Raw genomic sequence first — 18,521 nt, forward strand, 5'->3', positions numbered from 1 at the left:
ACCCACGAGGAGGCAACATGAAACAGGAGTTGGTCATCCGAAGCGCAAAGGACGTTTCCGATTTCGTCGATGAACAGGCGGGAGGCAGGTCAACGTTTTTGATCGTCATGATTGCGCTCGGCGGCGTCTTCGTCGATGCGTATGACTTTACGAGCCTGGGCATCGGCGTTCCCGCGCTCACGAAGACGTTCGGGCTCAGCCCGATCGAAGTGGGCAGCGTCACGGCGATGATGGCGATTGGCGCGTTCATCGGCGCGATCTGGGGCGGCAAGGCAACGGACAAGGTCGGCCGGTACAAGATGTTTCTCGTCGACCTCATTCTGCTGGTGGTGGCCGCGCTCGGCGCGGCGCTGTCCGTGAATCTGCCGATGCTGCTCGTCTTCCGGTTTCTGCTCGGCCTTGGCGTGGGACTCGACTTTCCAGTGGCGCTGAGCTTCATTGCCGAGTTCGTCAACCGGCGCAAGCGCGGCGCCGGTGTGAATCTGTGGCAGTTGATGTGGTACGTCGCTGCATCGTGTACCGGCTTGATCGCCATTCCCTTCTATTTCGCCGGCTTCGGCGATGACCTGTGGCGGGTGGCCGTCGGTTTCGGCGCCCTGCCCGCGCTGATCATCCTCGTTCTGCGCTTCAAGTACGTCAAGGAGAGCGCGCCGTGGGCCGCGCAGAATCTGGGGCTGGCCGAGGCCGCGCGCATTCTCGAGGCCACGTACAAGATCAAAACGCGTGTCGTGCACGACGCGGCCCAACGCGTCCCTCAGTTGCGCGAGCAGCCAGCGTTCGGCGAGATCTTTACGTCGCGATTCATCAAGCGGACCATTCTCGTATCGGTGATTTGCGCGACGCAGAGCCTCGAGTATTTCGCCATCGGATTCAACCTCCCGTCGATCTCGCAGGCGCTGTTCGGCAAGGAGTTCATCAACGCGATCGTCGGCGCGATTGCGTTCAACGCATTCGGGATCGTAGGCGCGCTGCTGGGCGTCGCGGTGACGAAGAGGATGGGCGCGCGCAGGATGGCCATCGCCGGCTATGTGCTCGTGCTGCTGTCGTTGCTCGCGCTCTTCAAGGTGCACGATGCGCTGCCCATCGAATACACGGGCCTGCTCGTCGGCCTGATGATCCTCGGTCATGCGTTCGGTCCCGGCGCCCAGGGCATGACGATGGCCGCGCTGTCCTATCCGACGCGGATTCGCGGAGTCGGCACCGGCTGGGGACAAGGCATGGTTCGCGTGGGGAGCATCACGGGGTTCTACTTCTTTCCGCTGCTCGTCGCGGCGGTGGGCTTCTACAACATGATCGGCATTCTGATGCTCGCGCCCGCGCTCGGGCTGGTCGCGGCGCTGCTGATCAAATGGGAACCCGTTGGAGCGACCATCGAGGAAAGCGACGGACAACATCGCGCAGAGGACGCCGTGCTGGAAGGCAACATGTAGCGGATCGCGGCACGGGGACTACGCATTGACTTCGATCATGTGAGCAAGCCATGACGGTAGTCCCCGATTCCCGATGCTCCAATTGCATCGTGACGTGTCGACGCTTCTGAACGAATCGAGAGAGATCAGCTTCGCTAACGGCTAGCGCAGATCGGCGCGCAATTCGCGCACGCCCCGCCCCAGGCGCTGACGCAGCAGCGTTCGCAGCGTCGCGCCGTCGAGATAGCCGACTTCAGCGGCGATCGCCTCCAGGTCGAGACCGCTGCCGTGCAGAAGCGATTGCGCGCGCTCGACACGCAAGTCCTGAAAGTAGGCGAGCGGCGATTTTCCGAGCACCTCCTGACAACGGCGCTGCAACGTGCGCGCGCTGGTCGCGAGCGCGGCGGCGGCTACCTGCAGCGAAAACCCTTCCTTTAGATGATCGCGGGACCATCGCTCGAAACGCTCGATCAACGGGTCCGCCAGCGCCAGATGATTGGGGATGATGTACGGCGCCTGTAGCGAGCGGATGTCGGCGAGCAGGAAACGCGAGACGAGTGCGGCCAGCTCCGGGCTCGCTTTGCGAATCAGCCAGAGCGCGAGATCGAGGTGGCCCATCGCAGCGCCCGCCGTCACGCCGATGTCGGTCGCCACGAGCATCCGCGATTCGTCGAGCGAAACACTCGGATAGCGTTGCCTGAAGAGCGGCGCGAGCGACCAGGTCGTCGTCGCTTCCCGATGATCGAGCAGTCCCGCTTCGGCGACCAGAAACGTCCCGATACACGACGCGGCAATGAACGCGCCCTCGCCCCGCCACACCTGCAATTGCGCGGTGGCGTCCTTCACATCCGCGCGTTCCAGCGCGGGAACCAGCAAATCCGAAGTCGTTGCGCCGAGTGCGGGCACCACGACCCAATCGGGCTTCAGCGCAGGCGTGATCGCTTGCACGGGAATCGAGAAGCCTTGCCCCGAGCGCACTCTTCTGCGCACGCCCACGACTGTCACGTCGAAGCGCGGTGCACCGCCCATCGTGCGTGAAGCGAGCCTGTTCGCGACGCCGAGCGCGTCGAGCGTCACGGCAAGCCCTGTATCGAACAGTCCATCGAGAGCGAGTATGGCGATGCGCATGGCGTAAATGACCCCAAAGTTGTCATATGCGACGATACCGCTTTTTGCGTCCGAAGGCTACATTAGACTCCGTCGCGCATCGACGTGCGCAATCATCAGGAGATCACGAATGAAAGTCCTCGCCATTGACCGGGCCTCGGGCAATTGAAATGAAAACAGCTTTCGCTTCCACGCTTGCCGCGCTGTCTATCTTCGCGGCGACGGCGACCGCCGGCTACGCTGAGCCCGCGCATCCGCCGACGCCCACGACGAAAATGCTTGCGATCGGCTCGGTGACACCGGGCGCCAAGCCGGATGAAGTACGCGCGATCCTGCCCATCGAAGTGCGGAAGACGGTCGACCTCTATCTGGACGGGAAGATCGATCAGTGGTTCTCGTTGCAGGGGCGTTCCGGCGTGGCATTCATATTGAACGTAACGGACCCGGCCGCCGCACGTGAAATGCTCGAACAGTTGCCGTTGGGGCGCGCGCATCTGATGACGTTCGAGTTGATTCCTCTCGCGCCGCTCAATCCGCTTCGTCAATTGCAAGGAGTAGAAAGCGCCAGCTCTGACGATGTCGTTTCCGTTTCCGCCACAGGCCGCGGCGAATAGCAACGCGCTCTTGCATTGCCTTCCAGTCGCCGAAATGCGGCCATATCGATGTTTTCGTCGACAGCAGAACGGCAAGCCCGGCGTCCAACGTACCGCCGTCGACGCGCTACCCATCAACCACGCGTGGTCGCCCCTTTTCGTTGCTTGCCGCCCCGCACAGCGGGCCGCGAACCTATATCGTGGGCATGCTTCGGCTCGTCATAAGCGGTGGCGACGGTGCGCAGGCCGCCGCGGACCCGTTCTATAACGTGCCCTTCCTGCCGTCTCGCGTAGACGACATACGCCGACCATGAAAACTCGGGCGCGCCCTTGACGAGCCGCAGACGGCCGTCCGCCAGAAACGGTTGCGCGGTGCCGATACGAAAATAGCCCGATCCTCCCACCGACAACAGATAAGTCAGCGCCAATGGGCCGAGCGAAATGGAGACGGGCGGATTGCTCAGTTCGGGAAAGGCCGCGTGATGGTTCGCCGCAAAGCTCGGCCCCCAATCGACGAACACATACTCCGCGGGGTCCATCGCGCCATCTGGTGCGGTCGTCACCATGACCAGCCTTTCCTCCACCAGCAACTCCGAAATCAAATCCGGACGTTGCGGCGGATTGTAGAGAACGGCAATGTCGAGCGAGCCGTCGTGGACGCGATCGAGCAATCGCATCGGACTGTCGACCTCCGCCCGCAACGCGATCTCCGGACACTCACGATGCATCCAGATGAGCCAGTCGGTCAGAAGCGGATGCCACAAGCTGAGCTCGCCGCCGAGACTCACGCCCTCTTCCCGTCCGGGCGGCAGCGCCACATGCTGGCGGGCCTGCTCCCACACCTGAACCAGAGTCGTCGCGTGCCGGACGAAGCGTTCGCCCGCTGTCGTCAGGCGCGCGCCCGCCTTGTTGCGCACGAAAAGCCGACGCCCAAGCTGTTCCTCCAGCGTGCGGATTCGCGCGCTTACCGCCGTCTGCGTGAGGTGCAGGCGCTCGGCAGCCGATATGAAACTGCCGCTCGCGGAGACTTCCAGGAAGGTCCGCGCCAAGATGATATCCATCGTTTCATAACAAAATTTTTGCACTCAATTGCAATGATAATGCATTTGCCTATTGACAAAAGCAACCGGACAATGGTCATGAAGTCGATTACATCCGAACTGTCCGGACGCGCACGACGCGGGACAGCAATTGCATAAGAGGTGAAATCATGATGGAACTGATCATTGCCGGAGGAACGGCATTGGGTTTAGGGGCCTGGGCGACCGTATTGCTGGCGACGCATATTCCCGAACAACTCCTCATCGGCGGACAGGATCACGGCCGATATGCGTACCTCGGCGAAGACGATGACGCGGTCGAAGCAACGTCATCGAACAGCATCGACGTCAAACCGTTTCGCCCCGCGTTCGCCGATGCGCGTGCGCGTGCGCGCCGTTACGCGAATCCGCTTCGTGAAAGCCGCAGGCGTCGCGCGCTCGAAGAGCGGACGATCCGCGAGACGATCACCGATTGAGTGCGGGGACTGCGATGGCCTTATCTCGAGCGGCAGCGGGAGAACTGATCGACGTTCGACCTCTCGGCGAAGCATTGCCGGATTCGAAATCCACGACGCTGATGCGTTCGGATCACCTTGAGGTCGTGCGGCTGGTGCTCCCGATGGGCAAACATATTCCCGAGCATCGCGCGCCTGGCGAAATTACCGTGCAGTGCATCGAGGGCGCCGTTCAGTTCGGCACGAGCGCCGGAACGCAGTCGATGCGCGCCGGAGACATGTTGTTTCTCCTCGCCGGCGAGCCGCATTGGCTGGAAGCGCTGGAAAACGCGTCGGTGCTCGTCACCCTCTATCTCCCTCACAACGGCTAACGCAACAGAAAGTCGTCCACAACGCGCGATATATGATCGAATTGAACTGCTAGCAGTGCACTTCTCATGTACCGCCTTTTCTGGGAGACCCATGATGGACGATTCGATGTATCCGCTGCCCGATGCCGAGATTGCAGCCATGCGTCGCGACCTTGCACCCGCGCCGCTCGCCGCATTCAAGGCATTCACTGAGAGCGTCTTTGCGGACGGAGCATTACCCGCAAAAACAAAAGAACTGATCGCGATCGCGGTCGCCCATGTCACGCAATGCCCCTATTGCATACGCGCACATACGAGAGCGGCGATGAAAGCGGGCGCGACGGACAACGAGATCATGGAGGCGATCTGGGTCGCGTCCGAAATGCGCGCCGGCGCTGCGTTTGCTCATTCGACCATCGCACTCGACATGATGAGGAAACAGCACAAATAGAGCGATGATGTTCGCTATGGGGTGCCGTCACAGTGACGATCTCGTAGCGAACACTGAAGCCACTTGCCGTTCCTGCACGCCCACACGCACGCCTGCGCCCGTCAGGCACATCGTATGCAAGAAACCCCGCGTCACAAGAACGATAGACGCGAAGGGGAACACACCGATGGCGGCATCGACGGGCGCGACAATGCAAGCGATGCAGCAGACGCTGCGCGAGGTCTTCGGCCTCGAATCGTTGCGGCCGGGCCAACGCGAGATCATCGAGAGCGTCATCCAAGGCCGGGATACGCTCGCCATCATGCCGACAGGGGCCGGCAAATCGTTGTGCTACCAACTGCCCGCGATGCATCTGCGGGGCCTGACGCTCGTCGTGTCGCCATTGATCGCGTTGATGAAAGACCAACGGGACAAGCTGGCCGCTGCGGGTGTCGACGCGTTGCAGATCAACAGCACGCTGAAGACCGACGAGGAACGCGACGCATACGAAAGGCTGAACACCGCATCGCGAGCGATCGTCTTCGTCACGCCCGAACAGTTGGGCAAACCCGCGCTGCTGGACGCACTCCGATGCGGCGACCGATCACGCGCAGGTACACGCAGCATCGAGCGCAAGCGCGTGAGTCTCGTCGTCGTCGACGAAGCGCATTGCATTTCGCAATGGGGCCACGATTTCAGACCGGCCTTTCTGCAAATCGCCGATGCCGTCCGCAATCTCGGGCGTCCGCCGATGCTCGCGTTGACGGCCACCGCGACATCGGCCGTCGTCGACGATATCGTGCGCTCGCTCGGCATGCGCGAGCCGTGCGTGCTGCAAACAGGCATCTATCGCGAGAATCTGCATTACAGCGTCATGCAGGTGTCCGTGTCGGGCGGCAAGGGACGCGCATCGACGCGTTCCGCGCAGGCAAAACTCTCCGCCATCCGCAAGCTGCTCGCGCAGAGCGACGAGCCCGGCATCGTCTATACGGCGACCGTCCGCGAAGCAGAACGCCTTTCAGCGGCGATCCGCGAATTGGGCGTGCCCGCCGCGCTGTATCACGGCCGGATCAGATCGCGTGAGCGTCAGGAGGCACAGGACCAGTTCATGCGCGGAACCGCACGCGTGATGGTCGCGACGAACGCATTCGGTATGGGCATCGATAAAGCCGACATTCGCTTCGTGGTCCACTACCAGATGCCGGGCAGCATCGACGCCTACTATCAGGAAACCGGACGTGCGGGACGCGACGGCGAAGCGGCCCGCTGCATGCTGCTGTTCGATCTGAACGACCGGCGCGTCCAGCAATTCCTGATGCTCGGCCGCTATCCGGAGCGCGAGCTCGTCGAACGCGTGCGCGAGGCGCTTGCGCAAGCCGACACGGCATCGACGGCGGGCGTGAGCACGCGCGAACTCGCACAGGCGATCGGCAATATCGGGCGCAACAAGCTTCAGGTTGCGCTCAAGATTCTGCTCGACGCGGGTCTCGTATCGCGTAACCGCGCACGCCGGTACGTGCTGCGCAATGACGCGCAAGACGACGATGCGCTCGAAGCGGCGCTCGGACAATACGGCGAACTTGCCGAGCGCGACCGCGCCGCGCTTCAACAGATGATCGACTACGCGCAGACGGGTCGATGCCGCTGGCGCACGATCCTCGAATACTTCGGTTACAGCGATGAGTTCGAGCGATGCGGCACGTGCGACAACTGTCTGTATCCGCCGCATATCGAGCCCGCGCGACAGCCCGTCACCGCGCAAGGCCGCATGCTCGATACCGCGCGCAGGACGCTCGACGCGCGGCGCGGCTTTGTGCGCGGCCAGGCGGTTCGCGTGCGCAAATACGGCACGGGCCAGGTCGCATTTGCGACGACGGAACAGGTTGCCGTGCTGTTTCCCGATGGAACGACGCGCACTTTTCTCTCGCGGTTCGTCAGGCCGGCCGATGCCGAACGCAGCGCTTCTCGCTAGCCCTCTGCTGGCCGCTTTCCGCATTCAAAGTGCCTCTCGAATCGTGGACCGCGAGGTGTACACGCACTGCGCGGAACGCGCATTGCTCGAACGATAGCGAACCGATCAACCAAGGAGGCTCGAATGAGCACTGGCAAGAAGGAACAGAACCCGACCAGCGAGAAGCCGGAGCATGCCGTCGACAAGGCGATTGAAGACACCTTTCCGGCCAGCGACGCACCGGCGACGGGCGGCACGACCCGGATCGAGTCCGACAACGAAGCACCGAAAAAAGACAAACCGGAGCGGTCAAAGGACCAAAAGCACTGAGATCCGGCACCGCAAACGTGAAGCGATTGCGATGAAATGAACTGGGCGCACAAAAGAACAGGGCTTATGCCTGACAAGTCTGCAAACCATCGGCATAAGGCTTGCTGACCGCTCGACAAGTCCACGCTGCTTTAGACTGCATGCGCTGATCGGCCGCGCGCCGGATGTGGGAAGTCCCCGCACGGCCGATGACGCAAGGTTGCTGACGGAGGCTTCATGCGCCCCACTCAATCGACTGACCGACACCCCATCGACCCTCTGCAGTCCGTGCCGGACACCTCCAGTCCAGCCTACGCGACGCAACATCCCGTAACCCGCGCGTTCGACCGGTTTGCGTCGACGGTCACGCGATGGGCAGGTTCTCCCGTCGCGTTCGGCGTTGCCGTCATCGCCATCGCGGTCTGGCTCATCACGGGGCCCATCTTTCACTATTCCGATGGCTGGCAACTCGTCATCAATACAGGCACGACCATCGTGACGTTCCTGATGGTCTTTCTGATCCAGCAAAGCCAGAACAAGGACAGTGTGGCCGTCCATTTGAAGCTGAATGAGCTGCTTGCCTCGCATAGTGGCGCGAACAACAAACTGATCGGCATCGAGGACGCGTCAGAAGAGGATTTGCGACGTATCGCCGATGCCTATCTCCAGCTCGCCGAGCAAGCCGGCAAACGGCATCGCGGCGCCGGCAGCGTCGAGAAGTCGGTCGCCCACGCCAAAGCGAACGTCGACGGGGGCAAGGATTAGGATGAGCGCGCGAAAACGCGTCGAGGGCATGTGTCGGTTCGTTCGGCCCTTGTCATACCTCCGACAAGAACGCGCCTGACAATAACGGGTTTCCCTCGTTGCCCACGGCGCTTCCTCCACGATGTCGACTACCGTTGATTTTCCCGCGCCGGTGCGCGACTGGATCTTGCACAATCTCGCGCGCGGTGTCGAAGCGCGGTCCGTCGTCAACGAACTCGTCAGCCACAAGACGGCTGTCGAAGTGGCGGCCGCGATGGTCGATGCCGTCGCCTCGGCCCTGCTGTACGGCACGTCGCTGCCAGGCGAGCGGCTGGAGATAGGCGGCGCTCCCGTCAGCTATGAACCCGAGCCGTTGCGTGTGCCCGAAGGTCCGCTGATCCACCTTGGCGAACGGGAAGTGCGCGTGCTGTTGCGCCTGCAACGACCCGCTGCCGTCCTGTTTTCCGAGTTGCTCGGCGCGCACGAATGCGAGGAGCTCATCGCGCTTGCGCGCCCTCGCCTTATCCGCTCGACCGTCATCGATCCCGTCACTGGACGCAATATCGTCGCCGGCCATCGCAGCAGCGACGGCATGTTCTTTCGTCTGCGCGAGACACCGTTGATCGCGCGCATCGAGGAGCGCATCGCGGAACTGACGGGATTCCCCGTCGAAAACGGCGAAGGCCTTCAGATGCTTCGTTACGAGGCCGGTGCGGAATCGACGCCCCATGTCGACTACCTGGTGCCGGGCAACGACGCGAATCAGGAATCGATCGAACGCAGCGGTCAGCGCGTGGGCACGCTGCTCATGTATCTGAATGACGTCGAGTCGGGCGGCGAAACGGTCTTTCCGCAGGTCGGCTGGTCGGTCGTGCCGCAACGCGGCCAGGGATTCTATTTCGAGTACGGCAACCGTTCCGGCCGGTGCGATCCCGCATCGCTGCACGCGAGCGCGCCGTTACGCGCCGGTGAAAAATGGGTGGCGACGAAGTGGATACGTTCGCGACAATTCGTGCCGCGCGGCTAGTCGGTTCAGTACTTCGGCAAGCAGCACGCTCTGCGTTGAAGCTAGCGGGGCGCAACCATCGTCCTGCCTACGCGCTCCGCGATAACGCAGCGCTGGCGAGCCGGGCCTGTGCGATGCACACGCCCGGCTCGTGCAAGTTCAACGCTGGAATATCTCGTCGGCGACCCAGCCATTCGACGTGAGATGCACGCCTTCGCGCAACTGCATCTTGCCCTCGCCTTCGATCACGCGCGCGAGCATCGGGAAAACGCGGCGCACGTCGTCGTTTTGCGTCCACGGCGCCGGCTCGATCTTGTACGTGTAAATCACCGACGTGGCCGTCTGCCCATTTTGCGTGACGGGCGGCTCCCATCCAACAACCTTGTCGAGCTTGAGCGTCGCCACGCAAAGGTCGGCCGGATGCGTGACACGCAACGTCCCCGTCGCGATGACGACGGGAACGTGCAGATAGTACTTCTGTCCTTCCGCCGTGAGGTCGTATGCTCGCGCGTTCGCGGTGATCTTCTTGCCGCTCTCATCCTTGCGTTCGACGACGACGTTCTTGCCCGTCACGAGACCGACCCTCTCGAGCACCGGCATCTGCACTGCGTCGCGGCTCTTCGCCGCCTGGTCATCGGTCGTCACGTAGATCGGCCAGTCGTATTTCGCAACGCACAGATGGCCGCGCTTCGCGAGGAAGTCGTTGATCGTCGTGGTGAAATTGTCGATGCTCGCGTCTTGCGTCTTGTCATGGCAACCGCTGAACAGCACAACGGCAATCAGGGAAGCCGCGATGCATGCGTGGCGCGCGGCAGTGGAACGTCGCTTCATGGTGTTGTTGCTCTGGTTAGATGTTGCGAAAGTACGTGCAGCGCGGATCGCAGCAGCGGTCCGCGCATCGAGATCAGTTCACACAGGCCCCGCTCGTCGGCGGCGTTGCGGGCGGCTGATAGCCATCCGTCAGCGTGTTCAGGAAGCAGATCACATCCTGAATGTTCTGCTCGCTCATCACCGGTGCGGAATGGAACGCGCGTGGCTGCGTACCGCTGCCGAGCGTGTTGCTGCCGCCGTCGCCCGTGCCCATCGGCACTTCTTCGTCGACGTTGCCCTGGTAAGCCGTCGGCAAGTCGTTGAAGGTCGACACGGCCGCACCCGATGCATACGTCGGGAAGAGCGCATAGGTCGGGTTCTGCGCGACGTTGCTCGTGTCGCCGCCCTTGCTCGGATACCAGTACTCCGGATTCGTATCGCGCGTGTTGTAGAAGTGGACCACCTGCGTGAGCGAATGGAACACGCCGTTGTGGAAGAACGCAGTGCGTGTCGCCACGTTGCGCAGCGTCGGCACCTTGAACAGTCCGCAATACGAATCGGCCGCGCCCGGTGCGCTCGGCGCGTGGTCCGTGCGATACGGACCGCACACGCCCATGTCGTAGTACGACGCGTCGGCGTTCGCGGGGATCGGGTCGGGATTGTTCGGGATCTGCGTATCGTTGCGCGGCAGGCCGAGCGACTGATACGTGAAGTCGGTCATCAGGCCCACGCTGCCGTTGAAGTTCGCGCCGGCATAGTGACATGCCGAGCAGTTCGCGGTGTCGTTGAAGACGACGAGGCCGCGCAACTCGGCCGCCGTCAGCGTGCCGCCGATCTTGTTGCCCAGGTACAGGTCGAACTTGCTCGAATACGGATGAAACGTCGGCTCTTCGCTCTGGAATGCCTGCAGTGCCTTGCCGATACTCGCGAACGCGGTGTCGGTACTGGCGAATACGCCGGCGCCGAACGCCTGCTGGAACAACGCCGCATACGACGCATTCTGCACGGCCTGAACCACGCTCGCCTTCGACGTGTTGTTCATCTCGATCGGATTGAGCAGCGGAAGAGCCGGCTGGTCGGCGAGCGAATCGGCGCGGCCGTCCCACATGAAGCCGCCACCGGGCGCATTCTGCGAGACTCCATCCGGATTGTCCGCGTTGTCGGCATAGGCCGGTGTCATGTCCTTATAGCGCAGCGACGGCACGGCGCGCACGCCCGCCTGCGACGGATCGGACCCGAGCTGCACGGCGAGACTGTTAGGCGGCCCGTATGCATACGCCGGGTTGTGACAGCTCGCGCACGACATGTTCTTGTTGCCGGACAGATTCTGATCGAAGAACAGTTGTTTGCCGACCTGCGCGGCAAGACTGAGCGTGACCGTCAGCGTGGATGCGGGCGTGGATGTCGATGTGGACGAGCCGCCACCCGATGAAGCCGACGACGCGTCATTGCTTCCACCGCCGCCACAGGCGGCCAGGATCAGCGAGAACGCGCATAGGGCGCCAGCATAGAGTTTGCGCATGTCGTTTCCTGTTCTTTGTTTTGTCTGCTTGCGTGTGGCCTTCAGCCCCGTGCGCGATAAAGGAATGAAGCGGCCAGATGAAACGGCTAGCCGAAACAGGTGGCCCGCTCGAGAGCGGACCACCGTCTGACGATGCAAGAGGAGCAAGAGCACATGGCGGGAGGCGTCAAGCCGCCTCCCAGGCCGCTTACTTGCTGACTGCCCAGACGTTCGCCTGCGTCTTGTCCGGACCGACTTGCGCCGTCGCGAGGGACGTACCCGACACGTCGCCCGGATTGAGCTTCTGCGTGTACGCCGACGGAATCACATACGCGTGGTTCATCGGACGCACCGAGTCGAAGTGCGTATCGGCGCTGCCCAGGAACTCCGGCAGATTCGCGATGTTCTGCGCGATGAAACGCTCCGTGTACTTCGCGCGGCTCAGGTACGATGCATCGTTACCCGGATCGCCGATCTGGAACATGTCCTGCAGCGTACGCACGAACGAGAAGTGGCTGTATGCATCGCTGTCGACGACGCCCGTACCGTTCTGCTGGTTCGTCAGCACGCCGAAGATCGAGTTGCCGTGGCCGAAGTTGCCGTTGCTGTAGTTGAGCAGCGGCGTCGCGCTCTTGATCCACTTGCCCGTCGAATCCTGCTGCAACGGTTGATCGCCACTCGTCTTCGCCGTGTTCCAGCCGCAGCACGACGTGCTGGTGCCGCCGCCTTCGTCGAACATCACGACGATCGCGACCTTGCGCTGGCGGTTCGCCCACAGCGGCGAGCTCTCGATCTTGTTGACGAGCTGCTGCACGTATGCGTCGCCGCGCTGGATGATCGGATTGCCCTTACACGACGTGTCCGAACCGACGCTGTGCATGTCGTCGCACTGGTCCGGCATGACGAAGTTCAGATTGCCCACGTCGCCCGTCGCGAGGTCGGTTCCGAGCTGGTCATAGTCGTAGCCCGCCGGAATCGGATAAGCCGTCGACTTCGACCACGCCGTCGCGTCCCATTGCGTGCCGGCAACCGTGCGGTTGTCAGCATAGAACTCCGGCAGATTGCGCGTGCTCTGGTAAGCCATGCCCGGATGGTGCTTGGTCTTGTACAGGCCGCCCGGCGCCGCAAAGTTGGCCGTGCCCGGACCGCCCGCGCCCGTGAACGTGCCCGTTACGGCGGCATCGGCAATGCTGTCGGCACGCGGGTCCTGGCCCGGGTTCATCGACTCGCTATAGGTGCGCCACGTCATGCCCGCTTGCGAGATCAACGTGAAAAGGCTCGGAGCCGAGACGTTGTGGTTCGCCACGGAACCGACGTTGCACGACGCGCTGCCGTAGTTCGACAGATGCGCAGTGTCGAGCGGCGGCGTCGTCTGGGTCGCCACGAGAGGCTGGCCATCCGATGCCTTGCCGCCAGCAAACGCTACGTCCGTCGGCGCATTGTTCACGCCCGTGCCAGCCGCGCCGGCCCCGCAACCCCACCAGTTGTCGTCGGTGATGCCCCAGTCGTCCGCGCCGCCAAGCGCCGTGTAGTTCGGCTCGCTCGGGTTGCCCGTCGCGTAGTACGTCGTGAACTGGCTGCCCGTCGTCAGAAGGTTGTTGATGTTCGGCGCGTATTGCGAGCCGAGGATCGAGTTCGTGCTCTTGTTCTCCATCATGATGATGAAGATGTTGTCGTAGCGCGGGATGCCTTCGACGTTGAACGCAGCCTGCTGTGCCTGCGCGAACGTAATGGGTGCCTGCGTCTGGGCCGGCGTCACCGCGGTTCCGGCCGTCACATGCCCCGATGCGACGAGCGGCGGCAGCGCCGGATCGCCCCCGACCACCGCGAGATTGTCCGGATACAGATCGGCGCGATCGAGCTTGGTCGTTGCATACGTGTAGCGGTTCGCGAGCTGGTTCTCTTCGAACAGCACGACTTGCTGCTCGGCGCCCGAGAGCTTGTTCGCATCGCCGAGGGCATCCGCGCCGCTCACCGTCACGGCCGACGCCGACGCGCCGAACGCCGGACCCGTCAGGCGGTTCGCGACATTCGTCTTCTCGGTTGCGTAGGTGCTGCCGTTTGCCTCGACAAGACGCTGCACTTCGCTCGACATCGGGCTGATCACGACGCTGGACGTACCCTGGTCGGCGATCTGCGCAGCCGACGCGCGAAGAATCATATGGCTAGTCACAGCCGCGCCGCTTGCCGTGTTCTTCGCGGACGTCGGAATGTCGGCGACGAGCTGGCCCGCACCGCTGCTTTGCAGTGTGAAGTGACCGTTGCTATCCGTCTTGGCCGACGGCTCGCCCGAGTCGAGCTTGCCATTGCCGTTCGTATCGACGAACACGGTCGCGCCCGTGTAGTAGCCGGCCTTGATGGTCGGGTCGCCCGTCGTGCTGCCCGGCACATACGCGCTGGACGCGACGACGCCGCTATAGGTCTGCGTCTGTGCCGTCGCCGCAGGAGATGCCGATCCATTGTCGTTGCCACCGCACGCGGCCAGCATGCACGCCGACGCGATCGAGGTCAGGAAAAGCGCATTACGTTGAGTTAGTTTTACCGACATTGTGGGGGTTTCCTTTTGTTGTAGGTGCGACTTCTGTGCTCCACGAAGCCTGCTTGCGATATTCACAAGACACGACAGCGTGAATCTTTCGATGCCTTGGGAGGAAACAGGTATCGAATCCCGAACCTTGCAATTAGCTGAAACTGGCCAAGCACTTTCGTTTGAATAGGAATCAACCCGCCGTGCGAGTGGACGGTCTCTTCACGAACACAACGCCAAGAGCATCGTGTCCGCTAAGACTTTTTGTATGGCCTCCTGGACGGCGGCAACAATACGAACGGTCTGTACGTAATGCGCTAAACCGCGTTCGTTGCATCGTCAACGAAATGGAATGGCCGCAATTATCGGGTCGATATATTTAAGATTTTTGAAAACTGCGAGACTGATTTGCCGATGTGTGGCCGAAGCTAAGAGCGCTTTTTGTTATTTTATTGAAAGCGCTTGTCAGGCTTAAGCAAGACTTTTAGCGCCGTTTAGAACACTAAATGACGAACAACGTATCGGACGAGTCGTTCACGTAGCGTTCTACGCGATGATCTTATGGAGAGGACGATTTGCAATGCCAGGTATGTGGCATCGTAATACGCATCGAGTCGGCGGGAGTTGTGATGCTGGAAATGCAGCGCGAAGGGACGGGTCACAACTGCGGCGCAGTGTGACCGTGAGATCAGAGCGGCACGTCTTCAATCAACCGCGATTTCAGCGCGCGGATTCGCCGGTCGACAAAGTATCCTCCACCTTCCGTATAGCGCAGATAGAGCCGGTTGCATTGCGTGCATTGCCACACGCCGCAACGATTGTAGGGAAAGTAGCGCGGAGCGATCGGTGCATCCGCAGACCAGTACTGAACGTTGCCAGGCCGATATTCAGCGAACGTCGGCTCGGGATCGTCTTCGCGTACGAGCGTTGCGATTTCGACGAGTTGCGCTTCATCGATGGAAAGCGGTTGCGATTGCCACCCGTCCAGCGATGTTCTGGTACATGAGCATAATTCAGCCGCGTTCTGTTCAGAGCGTTGCGCGAGTTCGACGAGAGCCGCGGCGTCCACGTATGGTGTCATGATGTGGCGAGTCAGCCGCGCATCATCCGGTCGAGATGCGGCAACACCCATGACCGGTCGAAGCGGCCCTCGGCGATCGATTGCAGTGCAGCCGCTTCCTTCGCTCCCTGCTTGCGCGCGCCTTCGATCACACGTTCGGCGTCGGAAGGCGCGATGGCCAGCAATCCATCGTCATCGCCGACGATGATGTCGCCCGGATTCACTACCATTTTTCCGACCGTCACAGGCACATTGATCTCACCTGGTCCATTCTTGTAGGGCCCGCGATGCGTGACACCTCGCGCGTAGACGGGAAAATCGCGCTGACGTATCGCGCCGACATCGCGGATCGCGCCGTCGATCATGAGCCCTTGCACGCCGAGACTTTCCGCATAACTCGCCATGATGTCGCCCATCAACGCCTGAGTCAGCTCGCCGCCGCCGTCGATCACGAGCACATCGCCGGGCCTGCAAAAGTCGAACGCGCGATGGATCGCGAGGTTATCGCCCGCACGCGTGTGCACGGTCACGGCTGTGCCTGCCATCGCCTTGGGGCGGTGATACGGCTGAAGCCCCATGATTCCGCTCGCGCGGGCCATGTTGTCGCTGAGCAGCGACACGGCAAGTTCGCGCAACGCGTCGAGCGTCGCCATGCTCGCCTGCGGAGCCGATTCATATTCACGCCAGCCGATCGGATTCATATCGTCGCCCCTTCCGTAGCCAATTGCTTGTCGAGTTGCGCAGTCAGACGTCCGTACACCGCCCGCGCGTTGTCTTCGTAAATGTGTTGCCGGTCCGCGTCGCTCAGCCATTCGATTGCATCGATATAGCGCCGCGTGTCGTCGTAGTAGTGGCCTGTTTCGGGATCGATACCCTGAACCGCGCCAATGGTTTCCGACGCGAAAAGAATGTTCTCGACGGGAATCACTTTCGCGAGCAGTTCGGCGCCCGGCTGATGATAGACACAAGTGTCGAAGAACACGTTCTTCAGCAGATAATCGCGCAGCAGCGGCCGCTTCATGTCCTGCGCGAGTCCGCGATAACGTCCCCAGTGATAGGGCACCGCGCCGCCGCCATGAGGAATGATGAAGCGCAACGTCGGGAAGTCGGCGAAAAGATCGGCCGTGAGCAGTTGCATGAACACCGACGTATCGCCATTGATATAGTGCGCGCCCGTCGCATGGAAGTTCGGGTTGCACGATGACGATACGTGAATCATCGCCGGCACGTCGAGTTCCACCATCGCTTCGTACAGCGGATACCACGAGCGGTCGGTCAGCGGCGGGCCCGACCAGTGACCGCCCGACGGATCGGGATTCAGATTGCAGCCGATAAACCCCAACTCCTGCACGCAGCGACGCAGTTCCGCAACGCTGTTCGCTGGCGATACGCCGGGTGCCTGCGGCAACTGGCATACGCCGATGAAATGGCGCGGAAACAGCGTGCAAACGCGATGCACGAGATCGTTGCACGCACTCGACCAGACGGCATTCGCTTCCGCGCCGGCGAGATGATGGCCCATGCCCGCCGCGCGCGGCGAGAAGATCGTGAGGTCCGTGCCGCGCTCGCGCTGGATGCGCCGCTGGCCCGTTTCAATGCTTTCGCGGATTTCGTCGTCGGTGATGACGGGACGCGGCGGCACGGTCGTGCCGTCTTGCAGCGCGGCGACCTGCTTGACGCGCCACGCTTCGTGTTGCGGCGGCGACGTCGTGTAATGGCCGTGGCAATCGATGATCATGAAGCGAACCTTTTCGTCTGTGCGATAAATCGAATCGTGATTTAACTACCGGTGGCGGCGTCTCCACGCGCCAGCGTCGACGATGAGTCTTCGTCCGGCGGCGTGACGCGCATGACGAGTGCGATGATCGTCGCGATCACGAGGAACGCTGCGATCGTCAGCAACGCCAGCGAGAAGTTGCCTGTTGCGCGGCGCACCAGTCCGATGCTCCACGGCCCGACCAGCCCACCGAACTGTGCGATGGTGTTGATCAGCGCGATGGTTGCCGCGCCCGTCCGAAATGAGGACGCGAGGCTCCAGAAGAGCGGATTGCCGGCGTAGATGAAGAGTCCGGTGATACAAAGCAGCGCGTAAGCGAGCAGCGGATTCGGCGCATACGCACTGCCTGCGATAGCGATCGCGCTGGCTCCATAGACGAACGCGAGGTGCTTCTTGCGGTCTCCCGAACGGTCCGAACTGCGGCTGACCAGAAACGTCCCGAGCACGCCGAGCAACGGCGGCGCAGCGGACAGAAAACCGACTTCGATATTGTTCAGATGACCGAGGCTCTTGACGATTTGCGGCAGCCACAGAAAGAGCCCATAAATGCCGACCAGCGCGCAACCGAACAGACACGCAAGGCTCCACACGCGGATATCGCCCGCGACGCGCAGCAGAGAAACATGCGTGTGGCCGCCGAGCGCCTCGCGTTCCGCAGCGAGCGTCGATTCGAGCCAGTGCTTCTCGTCGTTGGAAAGCCACGCGGCGTCGGCGGGCCGCTCGGTCATGATGCGCAGCGTCAACAGACCCAGCAGCATCGCCGGTATGCCTTCGAGGATGAACATCCACTGCCATCCATGCAATCCGAGCACGCCGTTCGCGTAGGTCATCAGCGTCGTGGAGATCGGGCCGCCGAGCACCGCCGAAAACGAACCTGCAATGATGTAGCCGCCCACGGCACGCGCGCGGTACCGTTCGGGGAACCATTTGGTCAGATAGACGGCGACGCCAGGCAGGAAGCCCGCTTCCATCACGCCCAGCATGAAGCGAAGCACATAGAAGCTGGTGTCGTTGAAAACGAATGCCGTTGCCGCCGCGACGGCGCCCCATGTGAGCAGAATGCGCGCTATCCAGCGACGCGCGCCGACGCGATGAAGCAGCAGATTGCTCGGCACTTCCAGCAGCATGTACCCGAAGAAAAAGATACTGCCAGCGAATCCGAACACGGCCGGGCTGAAGCCCATGTCGCTGTTCATGTCGAGCGCCGCAAAGCCGATGTTGATGCGGTCAAGATAGTTGAAGAACATCATCGCGAAGAGCAAGGGCATGAGCCGCCCATACACCTTTCGCATCGTTGCAGCTTCATCGATGTGAGTCATGCTGTCTCCTGCCTGTGCGCGACGTGGCCGTCGCTGCGCTCTTTTTCAACCGGGCCTTTCGAGCTGGCCCCCATCCACCGCCACGTGTCGTGGCCGTGAGCAGTGTTCCGTGGCGTGCCGCGTGCGCATCGTC

Annotated in this window: 18 protein-coding genes; 9 read left to right on the forward strand and 9 right to left on the reverse strand. The window is 62.0% G+C overall.

Annotated elements, in window-relative coordinates; genetic code table 11:
* Nucleotides 1-17: 17 nt before the first annotated feature.
* Complete coding sequence (locus VSR68_RS03915) at nt 18-1,430, forward strand: MFS transporter (protein ID WP_342938535.1); 1,413 nt, start codon at nt 18-20, stop codon at nt 1,428-1,430.
* A 141-nt stretch (nt 1,431-1,571) separates the two neighbouring features.
* Here VSR68_RS03915 and VSR68_RS03920 read toward each other — a convergent pair whose 3' ends face one another.
* Nucleotides 1,572-2,537 carry a GlxA family transcriptional regulator gene (locus VSR68_RS03920; protein WP_342938536.1) on the reverse strand — a complete coding sequence of 322 codons (966 nt, stop codon included), beginning with the start codon at nt 2,535-2,537 and terminating at the stop codon, nt 1,572-1,574.
* Between the two features lie 149 nt (nt 2,538-2,686).
* Here VSR68_RS03920 and VSR68_RS03925 point away from each other — a divergent pair, with 149 nt between their 5' ends.
* Nucleotides 2,687-3,130, forward strand: coding sequence for a hypothetical protein (locus VSR68_RS03925; RefSeq protein WP_342938537.1), 444 nt, complete (start codon nt 2,687-2,689; stop codon nt 3,128-3,130).
* 113 nt (nt 3,131-3,243) lie between these two features.
* Here VSR68_RS03925 and VSR68_RS03930 read toward each other — a convergent pair whose 3' ends face one another.
* Nucleotides 3,244-4,170 (reverse strand): LysR family transcriptional regulator, encoded by a 927-nt coding sequence (locus tag VSR68_RS03930; RefSeq protein ID WP_342938538.1) that lies wholly within the window; start codon nt 4,168-4,170, stop codon nt 3,244-3,246.
* A gap of 149 nt (nt 4,171-4,319) precedes the next feature.
* Here VSR68_RS03930 and VSR68_RS03935 point away from each other — a divergent pair, with 149 nt between their 5' ends.
* The 7 genes from VSR68_RS03935 to VSR68_RS03965 all read left to right on the forward strand — a co-directional run bounded on the left by VSR68_RS03935 (nt 4,320) and on the right by VSR68_RS03965 (nt 9,415).
* Nucleotides 4,320-4,625 carry a hypothetical protein gene (locus tag VSR68_RS03935; protein WP_342938539.1) on the forward strand — a complete coding sequence of 102 codons (306 nt, stop codon included), beginning with the start codon at nt 4,320-4,322 and terminating at the stop codon, nt 4,623-4,625.
* Between the two features lie 14 nt (nt 4,626-4,639).
* Nucleotides 4,640-4,975, forward strand: a complete 336-nt coding sequence (locus VSR68_RS03940) for a cupin domain-containing protein (RefSeq protein WP_342938540.1) — start codon at nt 4,640-4,642, stop codon at nt 4,973-4,975.
* Nucleotides 4,976-5,081: 106 nt separating this feature from the next.
* Nucleotides 5,082-5,405 (forward strand): carboxymuconolactone decarboxylase family protein, encoded by a 324-nt coding sequence (locus VSR68_RS03945; protein ID WP_342938541.1) that lies wholly within the window; start codon nt 5,082-5,084, stop codon nt 5,403-5,405.
* Between the two features lie 166 nt (nt 5,406-5,571).
* Nucleotides 5,572-7,356, forward strand: coding sequence for an ATP-dependent DNA helicase RecQ (locus tag VSR68_RS03950; RefSeq protein ID WP_342938542.1), 1,785 nt, complete (start codon nt 5,572-5,574; stop codon nt 7,354-7,356).
* Between the two features lie 123 nt (nt 7,357-7,479).
* Nucleotides 7,480-7,665 carry a hypothetical protein gene (locus VSR68_RS03955; protein WP_342938543.1) on the forward strand — a complete coding sequence of 62 codons (186 nt, stop codon included), beginning with the start codon at nt 7,480-7,482 and terminating at the stop codon, nt 7,663-7,665.
* 216 nt (nt 7,666-7,881) lie between these two features.
* The gene (locus VSR68_RS03960) at nt 7,882-8,409 is read left to right on the forward strand and encodes a low affinity iron permease family protein (RefSeq protein ID WP_342938544.1); all 528 of its coding nucleotides are present in this window, start codon (nt 7,882-7,884) and stop codon (nt 8,407-8,409) included.
* Nucleotides 8,410-8,530: 121 nt separating this feature from the next.
* The gene (locus VSR68_RS03965; protein WP_342938545.1) at nt 8,531-9,415 is read left to right on the forward strand and encodes a 2OG-Fe(II) oxygenase; all 885 of its coding nucleotides are present in this window, start codon (nt 8,531-8,533) and stop codon (nt 9,413-9,415) included.
* Nucleotides 9,416-9,553: 138 nt separating this feature from the next.
* Here the strand turns inward: VSR68_RS03965 and VSR68_RS03970 are convergent, their stop codons facing one another.
* The 7 genes from VSR68_RS03970 to VSR68_RS04000 all read right to left on the reverse strand — a co-directional run bounded on the left by VSR68_RS03970 (nt 9,554) and on the right by VSR68_RS04000 (nt 18,388).
* A complete protein-coding gene (locus VSR68_RS03970; RefSeq protein ID WP_342938546.1) occupies nt 9,554-10,225 on the reverse strand; it encodes a hypothetical protein in 672 nt (223 codons plus the stop codon).
* A 73-nt stretch (nt 10,226-10,298) separates the two neighbouring features.
* Entirely contained in the window at nt 10,299-11,726 is a 1,428-nt protein-coding gene (locus VSR68_RS03975) for a cytochrome-c peroxidase (RefSeq protein ID WP_342938547.1), read from the reverse strand.
* Between the two features lie 187 nt (nt 11,727-11,913).
* Nucleotides 11,914-14,253 carry an alkaline phosphatase family protein gene (locus VSR68_RS03980; protein WP_342938548.1) on the reverse strand — a complete coding sequence of 780 codons (2,340 nt, stop codon included), beginning with the start codon at nt 14,251-14,253 and terminating at the stop codon, nt 11,914-11,916.
* Nucleotides 14,254-14,920: 667 nt separating this feature from the next.
* Nucleotides 14,921-15,313, reverse strand: coding sequence for a hypothetical protein (locus tag VSR68_RS03985; protein WP_342938549.1), 393 nt, complete (start codon nt 15,311-15,313; stop codon nt 14,921-14,923).
* A gap of 11 nt (nt 15,314-15,324) precedes the next feature.
* The gene (locus VSR68_RS03990; protein WP_342938550.1) at nt 15,325-15,993 is read right to left on the reverse strand and encodes an RraA family protein; all 669 of its coding nucleotides are present in this window, start codon (nt 15,991-15,993) and stop codon (nt 15,325-15,327) included.
* Nucleotides 15,990-17,030, reverse strand: a complete 1,041-nt coding sequence (locus VSR68_RS03995; protein ID WP_342938551.1) for an amidohydrolase family protein — start codon at nt 17,028-17,030, stop codon at nt 15,990-15,992. The genes VSR68_RS03990 and VSR68_RS03995 overlap by 4 nt, the downstream gene beginning before the upstream one ends.
* 41 nt (nt 17,031-17,071) lie before the next feature.
* Nucleotides 17,072-18,388 carry an MFS transporter gene (locus VSR68_RS04000; protein ID WP_342938552.1) on the reverse strand — a complete coding sequence of 439 codons (1,317 nt, stop codon included), beginning with the start codon at nt 18,386-18,388 and terminating at the stop codon, nt 17,072-17,074.
* Between the last annotated feature and the right edge of the window lie 133 nt (nt 18,389-18,521).

Origin of the sequence: Paraburkholderia phymatum (genome assembly GCF_038900715.1) — a bacterium.
GTDB lineage: Bacteria > Pseudomonadota > Gammaproteobacteria > Burkholderiales > Burkholderiaceae > Paraburkholderia > Paraburkholderia phymatum_A.

Coding starts and splice junctions, on each gene's coding strand:
- VSR68_RS03955 (WP_342938543.1), top strand. CDS start 7,480: ATGAGCACTGGCAAGAAGGAACAGAACCCGACCAGCGAGAAGCCGGAG.
- VSR68_RS03920 (WP_342938536.1), bottom strand. CDS start 2,537: ATGCGCATCGCCATACTCGCTCTCGATGGACTGTTCGATACAGGGCTT.
- VSR68_RS03980 (WP_342938548.1), bottom strand. CDS start 14,253: ATGTCGGTAAAACTAACTCAACGTAATGCGCTTTTCCTGACCTCGATC.
- VSR68_RS03970 (WP_342938546.1), bottom strand. CDS start 10,225: ATGAAGCGACGTTCCACTGCCGCGCGCCACGCATGCATCGCGGCTTCC.
- VSR68_RS03925 (WP_342938537.1), top strand. CDS start 2,687: ATGAAAACAGCTTTCGCTTCCACGCTTGCCGCGCTGTCTATCTTCGCG.
- VSR68_RS03945 (WP_342938541.1), top strand. CDS start 5,082: ATGTATCCGCTGCCCGATGCCGAGATTGCAGCCATGCGTCGCGACCTT.
- VSR68_RS03995 (WP_342938551.1), bottom strand. CDS start 17,030: ATGATCATCGATTGCCACGGCCATTACACGACGTCGCCGCCGCAACAC.
- VSR68_RS04000 (WP_342938552.1), bottom strand. CDS start 18,388: ATGACTCACATCGATGAAGCTGCAACGATGCGAAAGGTGTATGGGCGG.
- VSR68_RS03965 (WP_342938545.1), top strand. CDS start 8,531: ATGTCGACTACCGTTGATTTTCCCGCGCCGGTGCGCGACTGGATCTTG.
- VSR68_RS03940 (WP_342938540.1), top strand. CDS start 4,640: ATGGCCTTATCTCGAGCGGCAGCGGGAGAACTGATCGACGTTCGACCT.
- VSR68_RS03935 (WP_342938539.1), top strand. CDS start 4,320: ATGATGGAACTGATCATTGCCGGAGGAACGGCATTGGGTTTAGGGGCC.
- VSR68_RS03990 (WP_342938550.1), bottom strand. CDS start 15,993: ATGAATCCGATCGGCTGGCGTGAATATGAATCGGCTCCGCAGGCGAGC.
- VSR68_RS03985 (WP_342938549.1), bottom strand. CDS start 15,313: ATGACACCATACGTGGACGCCGCGGCTCTCGTCGAACTCGCGCAACGC.
- VSR68_RS03975 (WP_342938547.1), bottom strand. CDS start 11,726: ATGCGCAAACTCTATGCTGGCGCCCTATGCGCGTTCTCGCTGATCCTG.
- VSR68_RS03915 (WP_342938535.1), top strand. CDS start 18: ATGAAACAGGAGTTGGTCATCCGAAGCGCAAAGGACGTTTCCGATTTC.
- VSR68_RS03930 (WP_342938538.1), bottom strand. CDS start 4,170: ATGGATATCATCTTGGCGCGGACCTTCCTGGAAGTCTCCGCGAGCGGC.
- VSR68_RS03950 (WP_342938542.1), top strand. CDS start 5,572: ATGGCGGCATCGACGGGCGCGACAATGCAAGCGATGCAGCAGACGCTG.
- VSR68_RS03960 (WP_342938544.1), top strand. CDS start 7,882: ATGCGCCCCACTCAATCGACTGACCGACACCCCATCGACCCTCTGCAG.